Below are 16,755 nucleotides of genomic sequence, written 5' to 3'. Positions count from 1 at the left end.
CCTTTGGCCTACGTCGTGCCATGGCTGACGTGGGCCATGCTTCGTCATCGCACTGCGCTGGGCAGCATGAATGCCCGCGTGGCCCGCTGCGACGACGCAGCCCTCATCCTGGAGACGCATCCGCATGGAAATCCACATCAACACCGGCAATGGCATGGACAACAAGACGACGCTCGAGACCTGGGCCGACGCCGAGATCCGCCGCACCCTGGGCCGCTTCTCGAACGACGTGCGCCGCATCGAGGTGCACCTGTCGGACGACAACAGCGGCAAGGGCGGTGCCGACGACAAGCGCTGCATGATCGAAGCGCACGTGATCGGCCATGCCGCCGTGGCCGTGACACACCAGGCCGCCAACATGGACGAAGCCTTCCGCGGCGCCGAGGCCAAGGCACGGCGCGCGCTGGACAGCGCCATCGGCAAGCTCAGCGACCGGCGCGACCACACGTCGATCCGCACGGAGCCCGAAATCCTCTGACCCAAAAAAGCGGCCCGCACGAAGCGGGCCGAAGGGATCTTGGTAAGGGATCCATGGAGAAACCACTTACTTCATCGGCGCCACCCGGGAAAAGTTGAGGATCCCGTTACAACTTTCATGGCTTGAAGGCGCCGGACGGATGCGCGAGGCGCCACGATGGCTCGACAGGAGGTCGTGTGAGCGCTGTTCCGCTGCCGTTGAATCTCATCCCCGCCGAGGGCGACGTCGCTACGCTGTGGCGGTGGTGCATCGACATCGCGCGCCGCCGTCGCCAGGGGCTGTGCCCGGTCGACGCCGACCTGCCGCTCTCGTGGTCGCCCACGCAGGGCTACGCGCTGCAGCACGGCTGGGACCCTGCGGCGCGCGCACTCTTCGCGCTGCTCAAGCCCTTGCTCGACCGCCACGGCGACCACGCGGACTGGACCATCGGCCAGCTGGGACAGAGCCTCGACGGCTGCATCGCCACTCACCTCGGCGACTCCTGCTTCGTCAACGGCCCCGAAGGGCTGGTGCACCTGCACCGGCTGCGCGCCCTGTGCGATGCGGTGATCGTCGGCGCCGGCACCGTGTGCCTGGACAACCCGCAACTCACCACCCGGCGGGTGCCTGGCGACAACCCGACCCGCGTGGTGCTCGACCCCTCGTTGCGCGTGCCGGCCGAGGCCCGCGTCTTCACCGACGGACAGGCCCCGACGCTGCTGGTGTGCGACGTGGCCCACCGTGCGCGCGCCGAAGGCCGGCTGGGGGCGCAGCGCGTCGTCGCCCTGCCTCGCCATGCGGCACTGGGCAACCGGCTGTCGCTGCCCGACGTGGTCGGCGCGTTGCGTGCGCGCGGCCTGCGCCTGCTCTTCGTCGAGGGCGGCGGCGTGACCGTCTCGCAGTTCGTGCAGCAGCACTGCCTCGATCGGCTGCATCTCATCGTGGCGCCGGTCGTCATCGGCGCCGGGCAGCCGGGGCTGCAGGTGCGACGCTCGGACGCCATGGGCGACGCGCTGCGTCCGCCGGCGCGAACTTTCGCCCTAGGCGGCGATGTGCTGTGGGATCTGGCGCTGGACACGCTGCGGCAGCCCGTGTCGGATTAACGACAGCCCACCCCACGCGTTCGAGACTTTCCGCACGAGCGCCCTCGCTTTGCAGCGATGCGCCCCCGCACCGATGGGCCTTTCGGCGACGCTCGGGTCTCACCACCAAGACACGATTCGCCACAAAGGAACGGTCCTCGAAACCCACTGAAAGATCCATCGCCATGAAGCCTCTCGCCCACCCGCAGCCCTTGACCCCTTCGCAGATCCGCCATGTCCTCGAGCTGCTCGACATGCGTCTGCTGGCCCCGCAGGAAACCGCCGCGACGTTCAACCGCCTGAGCCAGGCCGGAACGTTCTCGGAAGCGCAGCAGGAGGCGATCGAACTGCTGTTCGCGCTCGAAGAAGACGAGATCGGCGATGCCCTCATGGACTTCGCCGACGACGAAGCCCGCGACATCGTGCGCGACAGCGTCGCCCACGAAGCGCGGCTGAGCTTCGTCGGCGCCTGATCGTTTCGCAGTGCGCCGGGCGCCCAGCGGCGCCGCGGCGTTCAGGCCTCGCTCAGCGGCAGCTTGTCGATCAGCTTGTCCAACGTGATCGGGTAGTCGCGCACCCGCACTCCGGTCGCGTTGTAGATGGCGTTGGCCACCGCGGCGCCAACGCCGCAGATGCCCAGTTCGCCGACCCCCTTGGCCTTCATCGGTGACGAGATCGGATCGGTCTCGTCGAGGAACACCACCTCCTGGTGCGGGATGTCGGCATGCACCGGCACCTCGTAGCCCGCGAGGTCGTGGTTGACGAAAAAGCCCAGACGCTCGTCGACCGCCAGCTCTTCCATCAGCGCCGCACCCACCCCCATCGTCATGCCGCCGATCACCTGGCTGCGCGCGGTCTTGGGGTTGAGGATGCGGCCCGAGGCGCACACCGCCAGCATGCGGCGCACGCGCACCTCGGCCGTGAAGGCATGCACGGCCACTTCGACGAAGTGCGCACCAAAGGTCGACTGCTGGAACTTCTTGTCCAGGTCGCCGAACTCCAGCACGTCCTCGGCCACCAGTTCCTGCCCTGCAGCCGCCTCGGCCAGCACCATGCTTCGTCCGCCGCCAGCGATGCGGCCCTCGGCGAAGCTTGCCGTGGCGGCGTCGATGCCCGCACGCTGCGCGATCTGCTCGCGCAGCTTGACGCAGGCTGCGTACACGCCAGCGGTGGAGCAGTTGCCGCCCCACTGGCCGCCCGAGCCGGCCGATGCCGGGAAGCTCGAATCGCCCAGCTTCACGACGACCCGTTCCAGCGGCACGCCCATCATCTCGGCCGCCGTCTGCGCAATGATGGTGTAGCTGCCGGTGCCGATGTCCGTCATGTCGGTCTCGACGGTGACGATGCCCTGCGCATTCAGGCGAACCCGCGCCGCGGACTTCATCACCACGTTGTTGCGGAAGGCCGCGGCCACGCCGGTACCAATGAGCCATTGGCCCTCGCGCAGCTTGCCGGGTGTCGCGCTGCGACGGCCCCACCCGAAACGCTCCGCGCCGATGCGCATGCAGTCGATCAGGCGACGTCGCGAGAACTGGCGCTGGGTATCGGCCGGGTCGACCTGCGTGTCGTTGAGCACGCGGAACTCGACCGGGTCCATGCCCAGGCGCTCGGCCATCTCGTCCATGGCGATCTCCAGCGCCAGCAGGCCGGGTGCCTCGCCCGGCGCACGCATTGCATTGCCTTCGGGCAGATCGAGTGGGGTCAGCCGTGTGCCGGTCAGGCGGTGCGCGCCGGCATAGAGCAGGGTCGTCTGCTGCACCGCGTCTTCAGGCTCGCCGTCGGCCAGGTTGCCCGACCAGCTCTCGTGGCCGATGGCCGTGAGCTTGCCGTCCTTCGACGCGCCCAGGCGGATGCGCTGGATGGTCGCGGCCCGGTGCGTCGTGTTGTTGGCGATCAGCGGCCGCTGCAGCGCCACCTTGACCGGACGCTTCGCGATGCGCGCACCGACGGCCGCCAGCAGGATGTCGGCGCGCAGGAAGAGTTTGCCGCCGAAGCCGCCGCCGATGAAGGGCGAAATGATGCGCACGTTCGCCCGCGGGATATCGAGGGTCTTCGCGATGTCGGTGGCGGCCCAGTCGATCATCTGGTTCGATGTCCACACGGTCAGCTTGTCGCCGCGCCAGGCTGCGATCGATGCCTGCGGCTCCATCTGCGCATGCGACTGGTCGGGCGTCGTGTAGGTCGCGTCCAGCTGCACCTCGGCGCGGCCGAAGTTGGCGGCGAAGTCGCCCACAGCCTTGTCGCTGTTGGTTGTTTTCGCCTGCGTCTCGCGGGCGTGTGCCAGGTCGAAGCGGCCGTCGGCACGCGTGTACTCGACGCGGATCATCTGCGCCGCGGCGCGCGCCTGTTCGAAGCTGTCGGCCACCACGAGTGCGATCGCCTGGTGGTAGTGGTCGATGACCGGGCCGCCCAGCAGCTTGGCGACATTGCGCGATCCCTTGCCCAGCTTGCCGGCGTTCTCGGCCGTGACGATCGCGACCACGCCCGGCGCCGCCTTGGCGCGGGCCGTGTCCATCGAGGCGATGCGGCCCTTGGCGATGCCGGCGCCCACCACGTAGCCGTACGCCTGGTTGGCGACGACGTCATGCTGCTCGTAGGCATAGCGCGCCATGCCGGTGGTCTTGAGCCGGCCGTCGACACGGTCGACCGGCTGGCCGACCACCTTCAACTGGTCGATCGGGTTGGTGCCCGCGGGGGTATCGAATTTCATGCGCGACTCCTTGCCTGCGCCAGCACCGCCGCGAGCGTGCGCTCCACCAGCGGCAACTTGAAGGCGTTCTCTTTCGTGGGCCGTGCGTCGGCGAAAAGCGTGTCGGCCACGGCCTTGGCGCCGCGCGGCAGTTGCGCGTCCGCGGCGTCCATGCGCCAGGGCTTGGGCGCCACGCCGCCCACGGCGATGCGCCCGCTGCCGTTGCGCTGCACGATGGCCGCCACCGACACCAGCGCGAAGGCGTAGGACGCCCGGTCGCGCACCTTCTGGTAGATGTGCGTGCCGCCCACCGGGGCCGGCAGCGTGACCGCGATGATCAGCTCGCCGCGTGCCAGTTCAGTCTCGATGTGCGGCGTGGTGCCCGGCAGCCGGTGCAGGTCGGCGATCGGGATCACGCGGCGCGCCCCATCAGGGCGCATCGTCTCCACCGATGCATCGAGCGCCCGCATGCCCACGGCCATGTCGCTCGGGTGCGTGGCGATGCAGGCATCGCTCGTGCCCACCACCGCCAACTGCTTGCTGTAGCCGCCGATGGCCGCGCAACCGCTGCCGGGCTGGCGCTTGTTGCAGGCCTGGTTCGTGTCGTAGAAGTAGGGGCAGCGCGTGCGCTGCAGCAGGTTGCCTGCGGTCGACGCCTTGTTGCGCAGCTGGCCCGATGCGCCGGCCAGCAGCGCACGCGACAGCACACCGTAGTCGCGGCGCACACGGTCGTCGGCGGCCAGTTGCGTGTTGCTCACCAGGGCCCCGATGCGCAGCCCGCCGCTCTGCGTGGGCTCGATCGCCTTCAGGCCGAGGCCGTTGAGGTCGACCAGGTGCGTGGGCACCTCGATCTCCAGCTTCATCAGGTCCAGCAGGTTGGTGCCGCCGGCGATGAACTTCGCATTGGGCGTGCGCACCGCCTTCGCCAGTGCGTCCTCGGCCGACGCGGCGCGTTCATACGTGAAGGACCTCATGCGACCCCCTTGGCCACGTCGGTGACCGCATCGACGATGTTGCTGTAGGCCCCGCACCGGCAGATGTTGCCGCTCATGCGTTCGCGAAGTTCATCGGCCGAAAACATCGGCTTGGCCGTGAGGTCCGCGCTGACATGGCTGGGCACGCCCTGCTCGATCTCGCGCAGCACAGCCACTGCCGAGCAGATCTGGCCCGGTGTGCAGTAGCCGCACTGAAAACCGTCGTGCTTGACGAAGGCGGCCTGCATCGGGTGCAGCTTGTCGGGGGTGCCCAGGCCTTCGATCGTGGTGACAGTGCCGCCCTCGTGCATCACTGCGAGCGTGAGGCAGGAATTGATGCGCTGGCCGTCGACGATCACCGTGCACGCGCCGCACTGGCCGTGGTCACAGCCCTTCTTGGTGCCGGTGAGGTGCAGGTGTTCGCGCAGGGCGTCGAGCAGCGTGGTGCGCGTGTCGAGGTCCAGGCGCTGCGTCTTGCCGTTGACCTGCATCGTCACAGTCGACAGCACGGGGGTGCCCGCCGGCGCGGTGGGACGGGCCGGGGTCTGCGCCGTGGCGGGGTTGGCGACGATCGTGGCCGACGCCGAAGCGGCGCCTGCCGCAAGGAGCCCGCGCCGCGTGATCGGCAGTTTGCTCGAGATGTCCATGGTGGTGATCCTTCATCGTGGTCGCCGACGGAAGCGGCGTCGCCGTTCGAACGGCGTAGAAGGCCCACTCTAGAAGGCGTGCCGATGCACGCCACGTAGGAATTCGGTTGCTCCTGGCGCAAGCCGCGTGGCCGCTCACCCCGCGCATGACGCGGGAATGCAACGACGTGCAACGCCAGCGGCGCGCGCTCAGGGTGGCGTGATGTCGACGCGCCGCTGGAGCGCGGCCGGGTCGTCGGGCAGCACCGCCAGCGAACCGGCCGTGGCGAGCGCCTGATCACGGCGGCGCGCGTCCTCCGGGTCGCGCGACAACGCGGCCTGCTCGACCGTCCTCAGCAGCGCGCGCACGTCGGCGACACGCGTGACCTCGGACGGGAAGGTCGTGTCGGATTCCAGTTTGCCCATCAGGTAGCGCTGCACGCGCGTGGACTGGCGCGCCGACTGCTCGACCGACGCGCCGATGCGCACGCCGTCGCTGTACACGACATCGGTCGACACCTTGGCCTCGTCGTCGATCTCGATGTACTCATAGAACTGCGACTCCTTGGCCAGCGTGAGAAAGAGCGACAGCTCCGGCGACAGCGGCCGGTGGTAGCTGGCGCTCAGCTGCGCTTGCTGGTCTTGATGGATGCTGCGGTTGCGTGGATCGCGGCCCATCACGCTCGTGCTCTGGGAAACCTTGTACGAGAAGGTGTCGAGTTCTTCCGGCCGCATCGGGTTCGACGATTCGGAGGCCTGCACCATCGACGCGCTGAAGTCGGCCAGGCCGCTCAGCAGGCTGTGGTCGCCTGCATTCAGCGCGAGAACACCGGGTGCCGCCCGGCCCGCCACAGGGGCCGTCACGCCGTAGTCGCTGTTCATCTGCGTGAAGGCGTCCTTGAACATCGCCACGAGCGCGGTGTCGCCCCGGCCGCGGGACCCCGCGGCGTCGAACTGCTGCAGGGTGCGCGCCATGGCCTGGGCCTGCTGCGCAGCACTGCCGAGGATGGCCGGGTTCGAGAAATCGACGTCGACCTTCACCGTGCCGGACGGCCCAGTGGCGCTCACCGACCGCGACCGCGCGTCGGCATGGAACTCGACGGCTTGGATCGCGCCCTTGTCATCGCTCTTGACGCGCGCCTGGAAGTCGACCGACGACAGCACGGCCGTATCGAATGTCGCCAGTCCGCTCAGCGCCAAGCGCGGCGGCATTGCACTCAGCCCGTCGATGGCCTCCTGGAAGGCCCCCGAGAGCTGCACCAGCGCCTCGCGCTCGGCCTCGGTGAGCTCGGCGCCGGCGACCTTGACCTGCACGGCCAGGCCCTCGTCCTGGCTGCCCAGGCTCAGTTCGACCGTCGCGCCACTGGCGGTCCGGATCGACAGGGTGATCTGGTTGTCGGCGTCGGTATGAAGCTGCGACTGCATCGCCGTCTGCAGTGCCGAGATGCCCGCTCCCGGGTTGGCGACGGACGTGTTCTGCACCGTCGCCGACTGCGAGAAATCGACGGCCTCCGTGCCGAAGCGCTCCAGCATCGCGGCGCCCAGTCCGTAGAACCGGCTGCCGAGCGAGCGGTAGGCGACGTTGCTCGCCATGAGCGACGAGATCTCGTCGTCCGGCTGCTGTTCCCACACCGTGGCGAGGGCCGTTCGGCTGGGCATCGCATAGGTCTGCGCATCGACGGACCTGGCCGTCTGCCCGAGGGTCACGGAGACGGCGGCCGGTACGGCCGTTGCCTGCGAGGACACGCTGTCCGTGAAAGGCGCCGGGCTGGTCGCGCGCGATGAACCCATCGCTGCGGACACCACCGACGGGCTGACCGTGGTCAGGTTGAAGATCACTGCGAACTCCCATCGAAAGAAGGCACCCGATGACCGGGTCATCCTTGTTATCGGCAGCGGCGTGAAAAACTTGAGTGCGCCGCCAGGAGGCAGCCGTGGAAGCGATACGGGCATGCGAAGGCCGACCCCGCGTGCAGTCCGACGTGCACTGCACTGCACTGCACTGCACTGCACTGCATTGCATTGCATTGCATTGCATTGCATTGCATTGCATTGCAACTGAAACATGGCGCCTGCGAAATGACACGGGCCGGCAAAGGCCACCTCGCACCATCGGGGCTTCAACGCGTCAGCACCGCCGCCGAGGAGCCCTCATGCCAGCCATCCAGAATCCATCCGACAACCTTCCCTCGCTGCGCGGCACCGGCTTGGCCGCGTGGCCGTGCTCGATGGATGACGTCGCCGGCAGCGATGCGCATTTCATCGCACTGCTGAACGCCTACCGCGCGTCCGGCGGGCTTGCCGAGGGGTCGGAGATCGCGGCCCGGCAGCCGGTCACCGGGCTGTCCGCGCTCGCCCGCGCCATCGCGTCGCGCGCGGTCGTCAGCGTCGACTGGGCGGGGCAACGCTGGTTGCCGATTTTTCAGTTCGAGCCGGGCGATCTGGCCGTGCGCCCACTGGTGCGCGTGCTGATCGACGAGCTGTCGGACGTGCTCGACGACTGGGAGCTCGCGGACTGGTTCGTCGAACCCAATGCCTGGCTGCGCGGCGCACCCCCGCTGCAGCTCGTCGACACGGACTTCGCGCGTGTGCACGACACGGCGCGTGCGCTGCGCTTCGCCTGCGGCCACTGAGCGACCATCAGGCCTCGATCTTGATGCCGCGCATGAGGATCACCCCGCCCAGCAGCGAGGTGTCCTGCCGCATCCGGTGGCTGAGCGCCTTCGGCGTGCCCGGCTGCGCTTGCCAGCCCGCGGTGAGCAGCGCCTGCTGCACGTCGGGAAGGCGGGTCACTTCCGCCAGCGCCTCGTTCAGACGCGTCACGGCGGCCGGCGGCATGGCCGCAGGCGCGGCGATGGCGGTCCAGATCTCCAGATCGGCGCCTTGCACGTTGGCCTCCCGCAGGGTCGGCATGTCGCCGGACAACGGGCTGCGCTGCGGCGAGGTGACGCCGATGGCCTTGAGCTTGCCCGATTGAAGGTGCGGCTTGACCAGCGCCGGCGGCAGAAGCGCGAGTTGCACATCGCCCGCGAGCATCGCCGCGATGACCTGCGGGTTGCCGGTGAACGGCACGTGCGTCGCCAGAATGCCGCTGCGGCTCTTGACCAGTTCCATGCCGAGATGGCCGACGGTGCCGATGCCCGGCGTGCCGTACTTGCCCTGCGAACTCAGGTTGCGCGCCCACAAGAGCAGTTCGGTGGGCGTGACGCCCTGGGCCTTGCCGGTAACGGCCAGCACCAGCGGCGCGGTGCCAACCATGGCCACGGGCGCGAAGTCCTTCTCGGGATCGAAAGGGGTCTTGGGGTTGAGGAGCTTGGCGATCGTCAGATTGCCGTTGATCAGTGCGCCGATGGTGTGATCGTCCTGCGCCTTCGCGACCAGATCGGCCGCCAGGTTGCCGCTGTCGCCCGGCTTGTTCTCCACCAGCACCGGCTGGCCGAGCGACTTGGCCAGGGGCGCCGCGATGGCACGTGCCGCCAGGTCGGGTGACGCGCCGGCCGGGAAGCCGACGAGCAGCCGCACCGGCTTGACGGGCCAGGTGCTGGCGCTGCCCGAAGCGGTCGGCTTCTGCGCCCAGGCGGCCGGAGCGCAAAGGGTCAGGGCGAGAGATTCGAGGGCGCGGCGCTTGGTGATCATCGGATGGACAAGAAGATGGGTTACATGACGTTACGCATGGGCACGCCATCCCACAAGTCAACGAAATGTTTCATTCGATGAAATGCATGTTTCCTCAAGTTTTCCCGGGAGGAACCGATAAAGAAAAGGATGTGAGACGACGGCCGTCGCTCGCGCGCTGCCTGCCCCTGCCACCGGAGCCCCGATGAGAGAAGCCTTCACTGCCGCGCGATCGTTTCCCCCTGCGATGCGGGTGGCCTCGTTCCTGCCCTCGGAGTGTCTGGCGTTCCGACTGGCCGGCATGGCCTGCGGCATCGACATGCGGCAGGTGCAGGAGTTACGCGGGTATGGCGCGGTGGCCAGCCTGAGCCGACCGGCGGTGCAGCGGCAGCGTTGGCTCGAGTTGCGTGGGGCGATGGTTCCCCACCTGGATCTGCGCCGCGCCCTCGGGTTGCCCGCCGCCGACCTGGCGCATTCAGCCGTCGTGGTGGTGGCGGCCGTCGATGCACGGCTCGCGTGCTTCACCGCCGATGGGGTTCTGGGCGTGCGCCGCAGCGACATGACGCATGCCCCGCGGCGGGACGATGCTTACAGCCTGGAGATTCGAACGCAAGAAGGTGACGCGCTGCGACTGCTGGACCTCGACCGGATCCTGGAAGCCGAAGCGCTATGGGCCTGCCCGACACGACCGGATGACGACTGGGCGCCGACCTGTGCCGAAGCAGCCTGACGCGCGCCTCAGTGGCGAGCCACCGACAGCAAGCCGTCGATCGCCTGGACCACGCCGTGCTTCGAATCCTCGGTGGCCGCACCTTCGGCGAGCAGCGAACGAATCAGCGACAGCGTGTTGAGCAGTTCGGCTTCCATGTCCGTCAGCAAGGGAATCACGTCGTAGTTGGGGTACTTGCCCCGCGCGCCCATGGGGCGGCCCGGGCCGGACAGGTCGACGGAGTAACCGTCGCGGATGGCTTCCGATTGAGATTTCATGAGAGTGCCCCTACTGGAAGGTTGAATGGATACCGGGAAAAAGACGCAAAGTCGCCTGGATGCAAGGACTATGCTGTCACGGCCGCCGCGGCAGGCGCGTCAGCCACTTGCACCAGTTGCTTGAGGCGTTGCCCCATGCGCTCGATGCGCGCCTGGCGAGCCTCGACGTCGCCCGGCAGCGGAGCGTACCGAGCGGCCGGTAGGGCGTCGGGCGCCGAAACCGAAGCGAGGTCGCGCTCCGGCAGGGTGTCACGCAGGACCGCGAGCAGTCCCTTCGAAGTCCAGGAGGGGGGGCATGTAGGCGTCATGTAGTACATTGTGCCTACACTTTCTTGTGGTCACAAGATAGTCAACAGATTGTCGCCACATCTCTGGATGTTTGTCGGGAGTTTTTAACGAAAACCAAGGTACTACTTTGTAGCACCTCAGGCGTGGCTCCCCCGCTCTTCGCGCTGCAGGCCTTCCGCATAGGCCCGACGCAGCGCGTCATGCATCCGCTCCAGCAGGTGCAGATGCTCCACGTCCTCCGGCCGGGGCCCCGTGCCGCTGCCGCACATGCGGTCACCCAGCGATTCGATCAGGTCGGCCCGATGCGCCTCGAGCGTGGCGGTGCAACGCCCCAGCGCTTGGCGAAGATCTTCCAGTGTCGACATGGCGCTCATCGTGAGCGCCTCCCAGCAAGCGGCACCCACAGAGTGGCGCAAGAAAGCGCCGGGACACGCGAGGGGCGACGGTCGGGGAGGCAGCAGCAGGCATTCGGCATGCGAACACCCTATGGGAAATCATCACATTCAACAATCGGACAAGGTCCTGACGCTTCCGGGGGGTCGGCGTCACGCGTGAATCGTCGCAGGACAGGGGCACCCCGCGCTTCAGGATTGCGCAGCGCGTGCCGATAGCCAGGGACCGGCTCATGAAACCGGTGTATGCCCCATGCCCATCGAAACCCTGCCCGAACAGATCGACACGGATCCGCTCGCGCTCCGCTGCCGCCCCATCGTCGACCTGAACCGGGTCGTCGTCGTGGGCCACCATCTGCACCTACCGGGCCGATGGGGCACGCGGCTGCCCGCGGCGGCGAGCCGCGCGTCGGCTGGTGCAACGGGTTTCGATGTCGCGAGCAGCACCACCCTGCTGATCGTGGCGCCCGGCGCGGCGGCGCTGCACGAAGCGGCCGCATGCCCGACCGCACGCTGGACGCAGAAGCTGCTCACCGCGCTCGGCACGCCCCGGGCGCCGCTGATCATCGATGTGAGTGCCGTCGTCCACGCCTGCTCGGAGGCCGACCTGCGCGGCATCGTCACCGCCCTGCGCCGCCAGGGCTTGCGCTGGGCCATCGGCCAGCTGGGCGACGAATCCACCCACGTCCGGCTGTGGGCGGAGCTCGGCCCGGACTACCTGCTGATCGACAGCGCCCTCACCCGCGGCATCGCTCGTTCAATGCGGCGCCTCGAGGTCGCACGCGCGGTGGCGGCGCTCGGACGCGCCATGGGCAGCACGCTGATCGCCACCGGCGTGGCCGACCCCGATGACCTCGCCGCGCTGCGCGACATGGGCGTGTCGTATGCGCAAGGGCCATTGCTCGTGGGCGCGGCGACCGGCGACGCCCCCACGCCGGAGGTGGCCCCGGCCGTGCAGGACGCCCTGCACGGTCCGGCGCCCGATATCGATTCGCCGCCGGCGCAGGGATCGCTCAAGACCGTGCTGCGCAGCCTCCCCATGGTCGACGCGCCCACGGTGCCGTGGCACACGGTCAACGACGAGGTTTTCGCCCTGTTCGAATCGCGCATGGACCTTCAGGCGCTGCCGGTGGTGGAGGACGGGCGGCCGGTCGCACTGATCGGGCGCCTCGCCTTCATGAACGCCTACGCACGCCCACGCTTTCGCGAGACGTCGGGCCGCGCGTCGTGCCGCGCCCTGGCCAACCCGTCGCCGCACATCGTCGAACTCGACGCCGAGGTGCAGGAACTGGTGGCCGCACTGATGGCCTCGGACCAGCGCTACCTGACCGAAGGCTTCATCGTCACCGAGAACGGCCGCTACGTCGGGCTCGGCCGCGCCGACCAGTTGGTGCGTGCGGTCACCGAGCTGCGCGTGGAAGCCGCGCGCCACGCCAATCCGCTCACCTTTTTGCCCGGCAACATCCCGATCAGCATCCACATCGAGCAACTGCTGATCGACAACATCCCGTTCGTCGCCTGCTACGGCGATCTGAACAATTTCAAGGCCTTCAACGACCACTACGGCTACTGGCGCGGCGACGAGATGATCCGGCTGCTGGCCCGCATCGCGGTGCGCAACGCCGAACCGACGCGCGACTTCGTCGGCCACATCGGCGGCGACGACTTCCTGGTGCTCTTCCAGAGCGCCGACTGGAAGCAGCGCTGCCTGCGGATGATCGACCAGTTCGAAAGCGCAGCGATGCGCCTCTACGACGACAGCGAGCTCGAGGCCGGCGGCATCGAGGGCGAAGACCGGCACGGCGTGCTGCGCTTCTTCGGCTTTTCCACCCTGTCGGTCGGTGCGCTGCTGGTGGCGCCGGGCGACTTCGAGGATGCACAGGACGTGGCGAACGCCGCCGCCCTGGCCAAGCACGAGGCCAAGCTGGGCGCCACCGGGCTGACCATCCGCGAGGCGGGCGGGCCGGTCGTGTAAGAACGCAGGGGCGGCGTGGTCAGACGGATTGCGGGATTCGGTCCGACCGGCTCTCGAGGCCTGCCGTCGGCCACGGTTCACCATCGGCTGCTCGGGCCTCGCCCATCAACTCCACCGAATAAAAGACCCGCTTGAGCTCCGGGTCGTCGGAGGCAACGCAGGCACGGACCTCCTCCATGAACAGCGCGACGAAGCGTTGCGCCGCATGCGAGAGCGGCTCGTTGTTGCGGCGGACCACGCCGACCTCGTGCGTGTTGAAGCGCTCCCGCAGCGACAGCGCGACCATGCCTTCACGCATGCTGCTCGTTTCGACCAGCGGCCACGGGCAGAAGGTCAGCATGCCGGCCTGCCGCACCAGGGTGAGCATGAGCATGGCGGAGTGCGCGAGGTGGATGCGCTGGCTGGGCGCCGCCACGCCATGCTGGTCGAACAGGTTGTGCATGAACGAGGCCGCTTCGCCCGGCGTGAAGTTGAGCACCCAGTCATGGTCGGTCAGCTCGCCGATGGACCTCGCCGTGGCTGCCGGGTGACCCGTGCGCGCCACCACCGTCATCTCGTAGCTGAACAGCGGCTGGGCATGCAAGCCGTCCATCAGCGCATCGGAAGCGATCCGACCGATCATGAAGTCGAGCGTGCCCGCGCGCAGCCGCGGATACGCCAGTGCCGACAGTCCGTCGAACAGTTCCAGCTGCATGTGGGGGAGCTCGGCGCGAAAACGCGGCAGCACACGCGAGATGAGCGTCTGCGCCACCCACGGCGTGACACCCACCGACAGGCGCTGCGGCGAGGCACCGTCGCGATGCCGCGCCACGGCCTCCTCGGCCTGCCTGATCTGCGAGAGCGCGCGCTGGGCATGGTCCAGCAGCTCCTGCCCCGCAGCCGTGAGCAGCACACCGCTGCTGTGGCGCTGGAAGAGCTGGACCTGCGCATGGCCTTCGAGTTCGCGCAGCCCCTGTGTGACGGTCGCCTGCGTGAGGCACAGGGCGCGGGCGGCCGCGCGGATGCTGCCCTCGGTCGCGACGGCGACGAGATAGCGAAGTTGCTGGAGTTTCATGACCGGGATGCACGCGGAGGGATGAGGGGGGCCTGGCACTGCCGAAGGACAGGCGACACCCCAGGGTGAACGGTTTGACCTGTCTGCCTCGACGCAAAGAGCGTGCCTAGACTGGCTTGCGCCTCCGCAACCCACCGCCTCGCTGCCCACCCGATGACCGTCGCCGCCGAACTCGATCCCCCCGTCCGCCCCGCAGGCACCGTGCTGCCCGAAGTGAGCGCCATCGCCACCGACATGATCCAGCTGCGCCGCCACATCCACGCGCACCCGGAACTGGCCTTCGAGGAATTCGCGACCGGCGACCTGGTCGCCGAGCGGCTGTCGGACTGGGGCTACGAGGTGCACCGCGGCCTCGGCGGTACCGGCGTGGTCGGCACGCTGAAGCGGGGGAACAGCACCCGCCGCCTGGGCCTGCGTGCCGACATGGATGCGCTGCCCATCCACGAGACGACCCAACTGCCTTACGCCAGCCGCCATGCCGGCAAGATGCACGCGTGCGGCCATGACGGCCACACCGCCATCCTGCTCGCCGCGGCGCGCTGCATCGCGCAGGAACGCCATTTCGACGGCACGCTGAACCTGATCTTCCAGCCGGCCGAGGAAGGCCTGGGCGGTGGGCGCCGCATGGTGGAAGAAGGCCTGTTCGAGAAATTTCCCTGCGACGCCATCTTCGCGCTGCACAACATGCCGGGCTTCCCGGTCGGCAAGTTCGGCTTCAAGGCCGGGCCGTTCATGGCGTCGTCGGACACGGTGCTGGTCACCGTGTCCGGCCGCGGCGGCCACGGCTCTGCACCGCACCTGTCGGCCGACCCGGTGGTGGCGGCGGCGCACATCATCGTGGCGCTGCAGACCATCGTCTCGCGCAACGTCGACCCGCGCGACATGGCGGTGGTGTCGGTCGGCGCCATCCACGGCGGCGATGCGCCCAACGTGATTCCCGACGAGGTGAAGCTGCGCCTGACGGTGCGCGCCTACCGCCCCGAGACCCGCGCGCTGCTGCGCGAGCGCATCACGCAACTGGTGCAGTCGCAGGCCACCACGCTGGGCGTGACGGCCGAGGTCGACTATCACTGGCGCTACCCCGCACTGGTCAACGACGAGGCCAGCACGACCTTCGCCCGGCAGGTCGCGCTCGACTGGCTCGGTGAAGACGGCCTGCTGGGCGCGCTTGAGCCGCTCACCGGCAGCGAGGACTTCTCCTTCATGCTGCAGCACTGCCCCGGCAGCTACCTGATCGTGGGCAACGGCGAAGGCGAAGGCCACGGCACCGGCGGCTGCATGGTCCACAACCCGGGCTACGACTTCAACGACGCCATCCTGCCGACCGCCGCGAGCTACTGGGTGCAACTGGTGCGCCGCTTCCTTGCACCGGCCGCCTGAACCTCCTTGCCGCCTTTCCATCCTTTTCGATTGCCCGCCGCCATGAACACCCGCACCGCCCTCCCCGCGCATGCCCCGCGCCGCCGTCTGTTGTCCGCCATCACGCTCGCCGCGCCGCTCGCCCTGCTGTCGACCACCCCGGTATGGGCGCAGGGCTACCCCGCCAAGCCGATCAAGATGGTGGTGGGCTATGCGCCGGGCGGCTCGGTCGACATGGCCGCACGCATCGCGGCCGACGTGATCGCTGCGCAGATCGGCGCCACCGTGGTGGTCGACAACCAGTCCGGCGCCGCCGGCGCGGTGGCGGCGCAGCGCCTCGTGAGCAGCCCGGCCGACGGCTACACGCTGCTGACCGGCTCCAGCAACGAGATGGCCGCGACGGGCCAGGTCAACCCGGCGCAGAAGTACGACCCGCTCAAGGACATGACGCCCATCGGCCTGATCGCGACCGCGCCGGTGCTGCTGGTGGCGAGCCCGCGCACCAGCGTGAAGTCGCTCGCCGAGTTCATCGAGCTGACCCGGCGCAACCCCGGCAAGTTCAGCTACGGCAGCTCGGGCGTGGGTTCGACGCTGCACTTCGCGGGCGAGCTCATCAAGCAGCGCGCGGGCATCTTCATGACGCACATCCCGTACCGCAGCACCTCGTCGCTCACCACCGATTTGGTGGGCGGCACGCTGGACTTCGCGATGATCTCGCCGACCGCCGCCGTGCCCTTCATCCAGAGCGGGCGCATCGTGCCGCTGGGCGTCACCTCGGCCACGCGCATGGCCAGCCTGCCCCACGTGCCCGCGCTGGGCGAGAACCCGCAGCTCAAGGGTTACGAGCTCTCGGGCTGGTTCGCGCTCGCCGGCCCGGCCAACCTGCCACCCGAGGTGACGCAGCGCCTGCGCACCGCACTGGCCACGGGCCTGAAAGACCCGGCGATCCGCAAGCGCCTGGAATCCGGCGGCTCGGTGCCGGCCACCGGCAACGAGGACCTCGCGAAGATCATGCGCGACGATGTCGCCAAGTTCGCCGGCCTGGTGAAGTTCGCGAACATGAAAGACTGAGTCCCGTCTTTCGCGTCATGCTGCGGGCCGAACGGGTTGCCGAACTGCCGAACAGCGGCTGAACCTGGCCGATCTCAGCCCGAGGTCGTCCAGCGGAAGCCACGCGCCACCTGCGCCCGGCCTTCTCCGACGCGCCTTGCACTTCTGTTCTGGCGCACGCCGGCCCTGACTCGCTGCACAGTCCTC

The 16,755-nt window shown here is 68.7% G+C and carries 16 protein-coding genes; 8 read left to right on the top strand and 8 right to left on the bottom strand.

The annotated features are described in order from the left end of the window. The first annotated feature begins 124 nt into the window (after window positions 1-124). The 3 genes from ACSFA2_RS00830 (at window position 125) to ACSFA2_RS00820 (ending at window position 2,012) form a co-directional block, all read left to right on the top strand. Window positions 125-478, top strand: coding sequence for an HPF/RaiA family ribosome-associated protein (locus ACSFA2_RS00830; RefSeq protein ID WP_435453420.1), 354 nt, complete (start codon window positions 125-127; stop codon window positions 476-478). A gap of 176 nt (window positions 479-654) precedes the next feature. Beyond that, window positions 655-1,560: a RibD family protein gene (locus ACSFA2_RS00825; protein WP_435453419.1), complete on the top strand. Its 906-nt coding sequence runs from the start codon at window positions 655-657 to the stop codon at window positions 1,558-1,560. A gap of 164 nt (window positions 1,561-1,724) precedes the next feature. Continuing rightward, the gene (locus ACSFA2_RS00820; protein WP_435453418.1) at window positions 1,725-2,012 is read left to right on the top strand and encodes a hypothetical protein; all 288 of its coding nucleotides are present in this window, start codon (window positions 1,725-1,727) and stop codon (window positions 2,010-2,012) included. Window positions 2,013-2,053: 41 nt separating this feature from the next. On the opposite strand, the gene paoC is transcribed toward ACSFA2_RS00820, so the two are convergent. From paoC to ACSFA2_RS00800, 4 genes are all read right to left on the bottom strand, one after another. Next, complete coding sequence (gene paoC / locus ACSFA2_RS00815; protein ID WP_435453417.1) at window positions 2,054-4,249, bottom strand: aldehyde oxidoreductase molybdenum-binding subunit PaoC; 2,196 nt, start codon at window positions 4,247-4,249, stop codon at window positions 2,054-2,056. After that, complete coding sequence (locus ACSFA2_RS00810; protein ID WP_435453416.1) at window positions 4,246-5,202, bottom strand: FAD binding domain-containing protein; 957 nt, start codon at window positions 5,200-5,202, stop codon at window positions 4,246-4,248. Before ACSFA2_RS00810 ends, paoC begins: the two co-directional genes overlap by 4 nt. Then, window positions 5,199-5,849, bottom strand: a complete 651-nt coding sequence (gene paoA / locus ACSFA2_RS00805) for an aldehyde dehydrogenase iron-sulfur subunit PaoA (RefSeq protein ID WP_435453415.1) — start codon at window positions 5,847-5,849, stop codon at window positions 5,199-5,201. The genes ACSFA2_RS00810 and paoA overlap by 4 nt, the downstream gene beginning before the upstream one ends. 189 nt (window positions 5,850-6,038) lie before the next feature. Continuing rightward, window positions 6,039-7,667 carry a hypothetical protein gene (locus ACSFA2_RS00800; protein WP_435453414.1) on the bottom strand — a complete coding sequence of 543 codons (1,629 nt, stop codon included), beginning with the start codon at window positions 7,665-7,667 and terminating at the stop codon, window positions 6,039-6,041. Window positions 7,668-7,981: 314 nt separating this feature from the next. Between ACSFA2_RS00800 and ACSFA2_RS00795 the strand changes: the two genes are divergently transcribed. After that, on the top strand, window positions 7,982-8,461 hold the full coding sequence (locus tag ACSFA2_RS00795) for a hypothetical protein (protein ID WP_435453413.1): 480 nt from the start codon (window positions 7,982-7,984) through the stop codon (window positions 8,459-8,461). A gap of 7 nt (window positions 8,462-8,468) precedes the next feature. Here ACSFA2_RS00795 and ACSFA2_RS00790 read toward each other — a convergent pair whose 3' ends face one another. Then, window positions 8,469-9,464 carry a Bug family tripartite tricarboxylate transporter substrate binding protein gene (locus ACSFA2_RS00790; protein WP_435453412.1) on the bottom strand — a complete coding sequence of 332 codons (996 nt, stop codon included), beginning with the start codon at window positions 9,462-9,464 and terminating at the stop codon, window positions 8,469-8,471. A 184-nt stretch (window positions 9,465-9,648) separates the two neighbouring features. Between ACSFA2_RS00790 and ACSFA2_RS00785 the strand changes: the two genes are divergently transcribed. Next, complete coding sequence (locus ACSFA2_RS00785; protein WP_435453411.1) at window positions 9,649-10,173, top strand: chemotaxis protein CheW; 525 nt, start codon at window positions 9,649-9,651, stop codon at window positions 10,171-10,173. An 8-nt stretch (window positions 10,174-10,181) separates the two neighbouring features. Here the strand turns inward: ACSFA2_RS00785 and ACSFA2_RS00780 are convergent, their stop codons facing one another. Together ACSFA2_RS00780 and ACSFA2_RS00775 are read right to left on the bottom strand one after the other, a co-directional pair. After that, the gene (locus ACSFA2_RS00780; protein ID WP_262074904.1) at window positions 10,182-10,430 is read right to left on the bottom strand and encodes a hypothetical protein; all 249 of its coding nucleotides are present in this window, start codon (window positions 10,428-10,430) and stop codon (window positions 10,182-10,184) included. A 425-nt stretch (window positions 10,431-10,855) separates the two neighbouring features. Further along, entirely contained in the window at window positions 10,856-11,092 is a 237-nt protein-coding gene (locus ACSFA2_RS00775; RefSeq protein WP_435453410.1) for a hypothetical protein, read from the bottom strand. A gap of 271 nt (window positions 11,093-11,363) precedes the next feature. On the opposite strand from ACSFA2_RS00775, the gene ACSFA2_RS00770 reads away from it, so the two are divergent. Beyond that, entirely contained in the window at window positions 11,364-13,085 is a 1,722-nt protein-coding gene (locus ACSFA2_RS00770) for an EAL domain-containing protein (protein WP_435453409.1), read from the top strand. A 19-nt stretch (window positions 13,086-13,104) separates the two neighbouring features. On the opposite strand, the gene ACSFA2_RS00765 is transcribed toward ACSFA2_RS00770, so the two are convergent. Continuing rightward, complete coding sequence (locus ACSFA2_RS00765; protein WP_435453408.1) at window positions 13,105-14,139, bottom strand: LysR family transcriptional regulator; 1,035 nt, start codon at window positions 14,137-14,139, stop codon at window positions 13,105-13,107. A gap of 153 nt (window positions 14,140-14,292) precedes the next feature. Between ACSFA2_RS00765 and ACSFA2_RS00760 the strand changes: the two genes are divergently transcribed. Then, on the top strand, window positions 14,293-15,519 hold the full coding sequence (locus tag ACSFA2_RS00760) for a M20 aminoacylase family protein (RefSeq protein WP_435453407.1): 1,227 nt from the start codon (window positions 14,293-14,295) through the stop codon (window positions 15,517-15,519). 42 nt (window positions 15,520-15,561) lie between these two features. Continuing rightward, window positions 15,562-16,569 carry a Bug family tripartite tricarboxylate transporter substrate binding protein gene (locus ACSFA2_RS00755; RefSeq protein ID WP_435453406.1) on the top strand — a complete coding sequence of 336 codons (1,008 nt, stop codon included), beginning with the start codon at window positions 15,562-15,564 and terminating at the stop codon, window positions 16,567-16,569. The last annotated feature ends 186 nt before the right edge of the window (window positions 16,570-16,755 follow it).

Source organism: Variovorax cryoconiti (genome assembly GCF_051216395.1).
Lineage (GTDB): Bacteria > Pseudomonadota > Gammaproteobacteria > Burkholderiales > Burkholderiaceae_C > Variovorax.
Note: the sequence above shows the minus strand (reverse complement) of the source record. Positions and strands in the feature narration are given on the sequence as shown.

Excerpts from the sequence above, each read along its gene's own strand:
- ACSFA2_RS00830 (WP_435453420.1), top strand. The coding sequence starts at position 125 with ATGGAAATCCACATCAACACCGGCAATGGCATGGACAACAAGACGACG.
- paoC (WP_435453417.1), bottom strand. The coding sequence starts at position 4,249 with ATGAAATTCGATACCCCCGCGGGCACCAACCCGATCGACCAGTTGAAG.
- ACSFA2_RS00790 (WP_435453412.1), bottom strand. The coding sequence starts at position 9,464 with ATGATCACCAAGCGCCGCGCCCTCGAATCTCTCGCCCTGACCCTTTGC.
- ACSFA2_RS00770 (WP_435453409.1), top strand. The coding sequence starts at position 11,364 with ATGCCCATCGAAACCCTGCCCGAACAGATCGACACGGATCCGCTCGCG.
- ACSFA2_RS00795 (WP_435453413.1), top strand. The coding sequence starts at position 7,982 with ATGCCAGCCATCCAGAATCCATCCGACAACCTTCCCTCGCTGCGCGGC.
- ACSFA2_RS00775 (WP_435453410.1), bottom strand. The coding sequence starts at position 11,092 with ATGAGCGCCATGTCGACACTGGAAGATCTTCGCCAAGCGCTGGGGCGT.
- paoA (WP_435453415.1), bottom strand. The coding sequence starts at position 5,849 with ATGGACATCTCGAGCAAACTGCCGATCACGCGGCGCGGGCTCCTTGCG.
- ACSFA2_RS00810 (WP_435453416.1), bottom strand. The coding sequence starts at position 5,202 with ATGAGGTCCTTCACGTATGAACGCGCCGCGTCGGCCGAGGACGCACTG.
- ACSFA2_RS00780 (WP_262074904.1), bottom strand. The coding sequence starts at position 10,430 with ATGAAATCTCAATCGGAAGCCATCCGCGACGGTTACTCCGTCGACCTG.
- ACSFA2_RS00820 (WP_435453418.1), top strand. The coding sequence starts at position 1,725 with ATGAAGCCTCTCGCCCACCCGCAGCCCTTGACCCCTTCGCAGATCCGC.
- ACSFA2_RS00760 (WP_435453407.1), top strand. The coding sequence starts at position 14,293 with ATGACCGTCGCCGCCGAACTCGATCCCCCCGTCCGCCCCGCAGGCACC.
- ACSFA2_RS00755 (WP_435453406.1), top strand. The coding sequence starts at position 15,562 with ATGAACACCCGCACCGCCCTCCCCGCGCATGCCCCGCGCCGCCGTCTG.
- ACSFA2_RS00765 (WP_435453408.1), bottom strand. The coding sequence starts at position 14,139 with ATGAAACTCCAGCAACTTCGCTATCTCGTCGCCGTCGCGACCGAGGGC.
- ACSFA2_RS00785 (WP_435453411.1), top strand. The coding sequence starts at position 9,649 with ATGAGAGAAGCCTTCACTGCCGCGCGATCGTTTCCCCCTGCGATGCGG.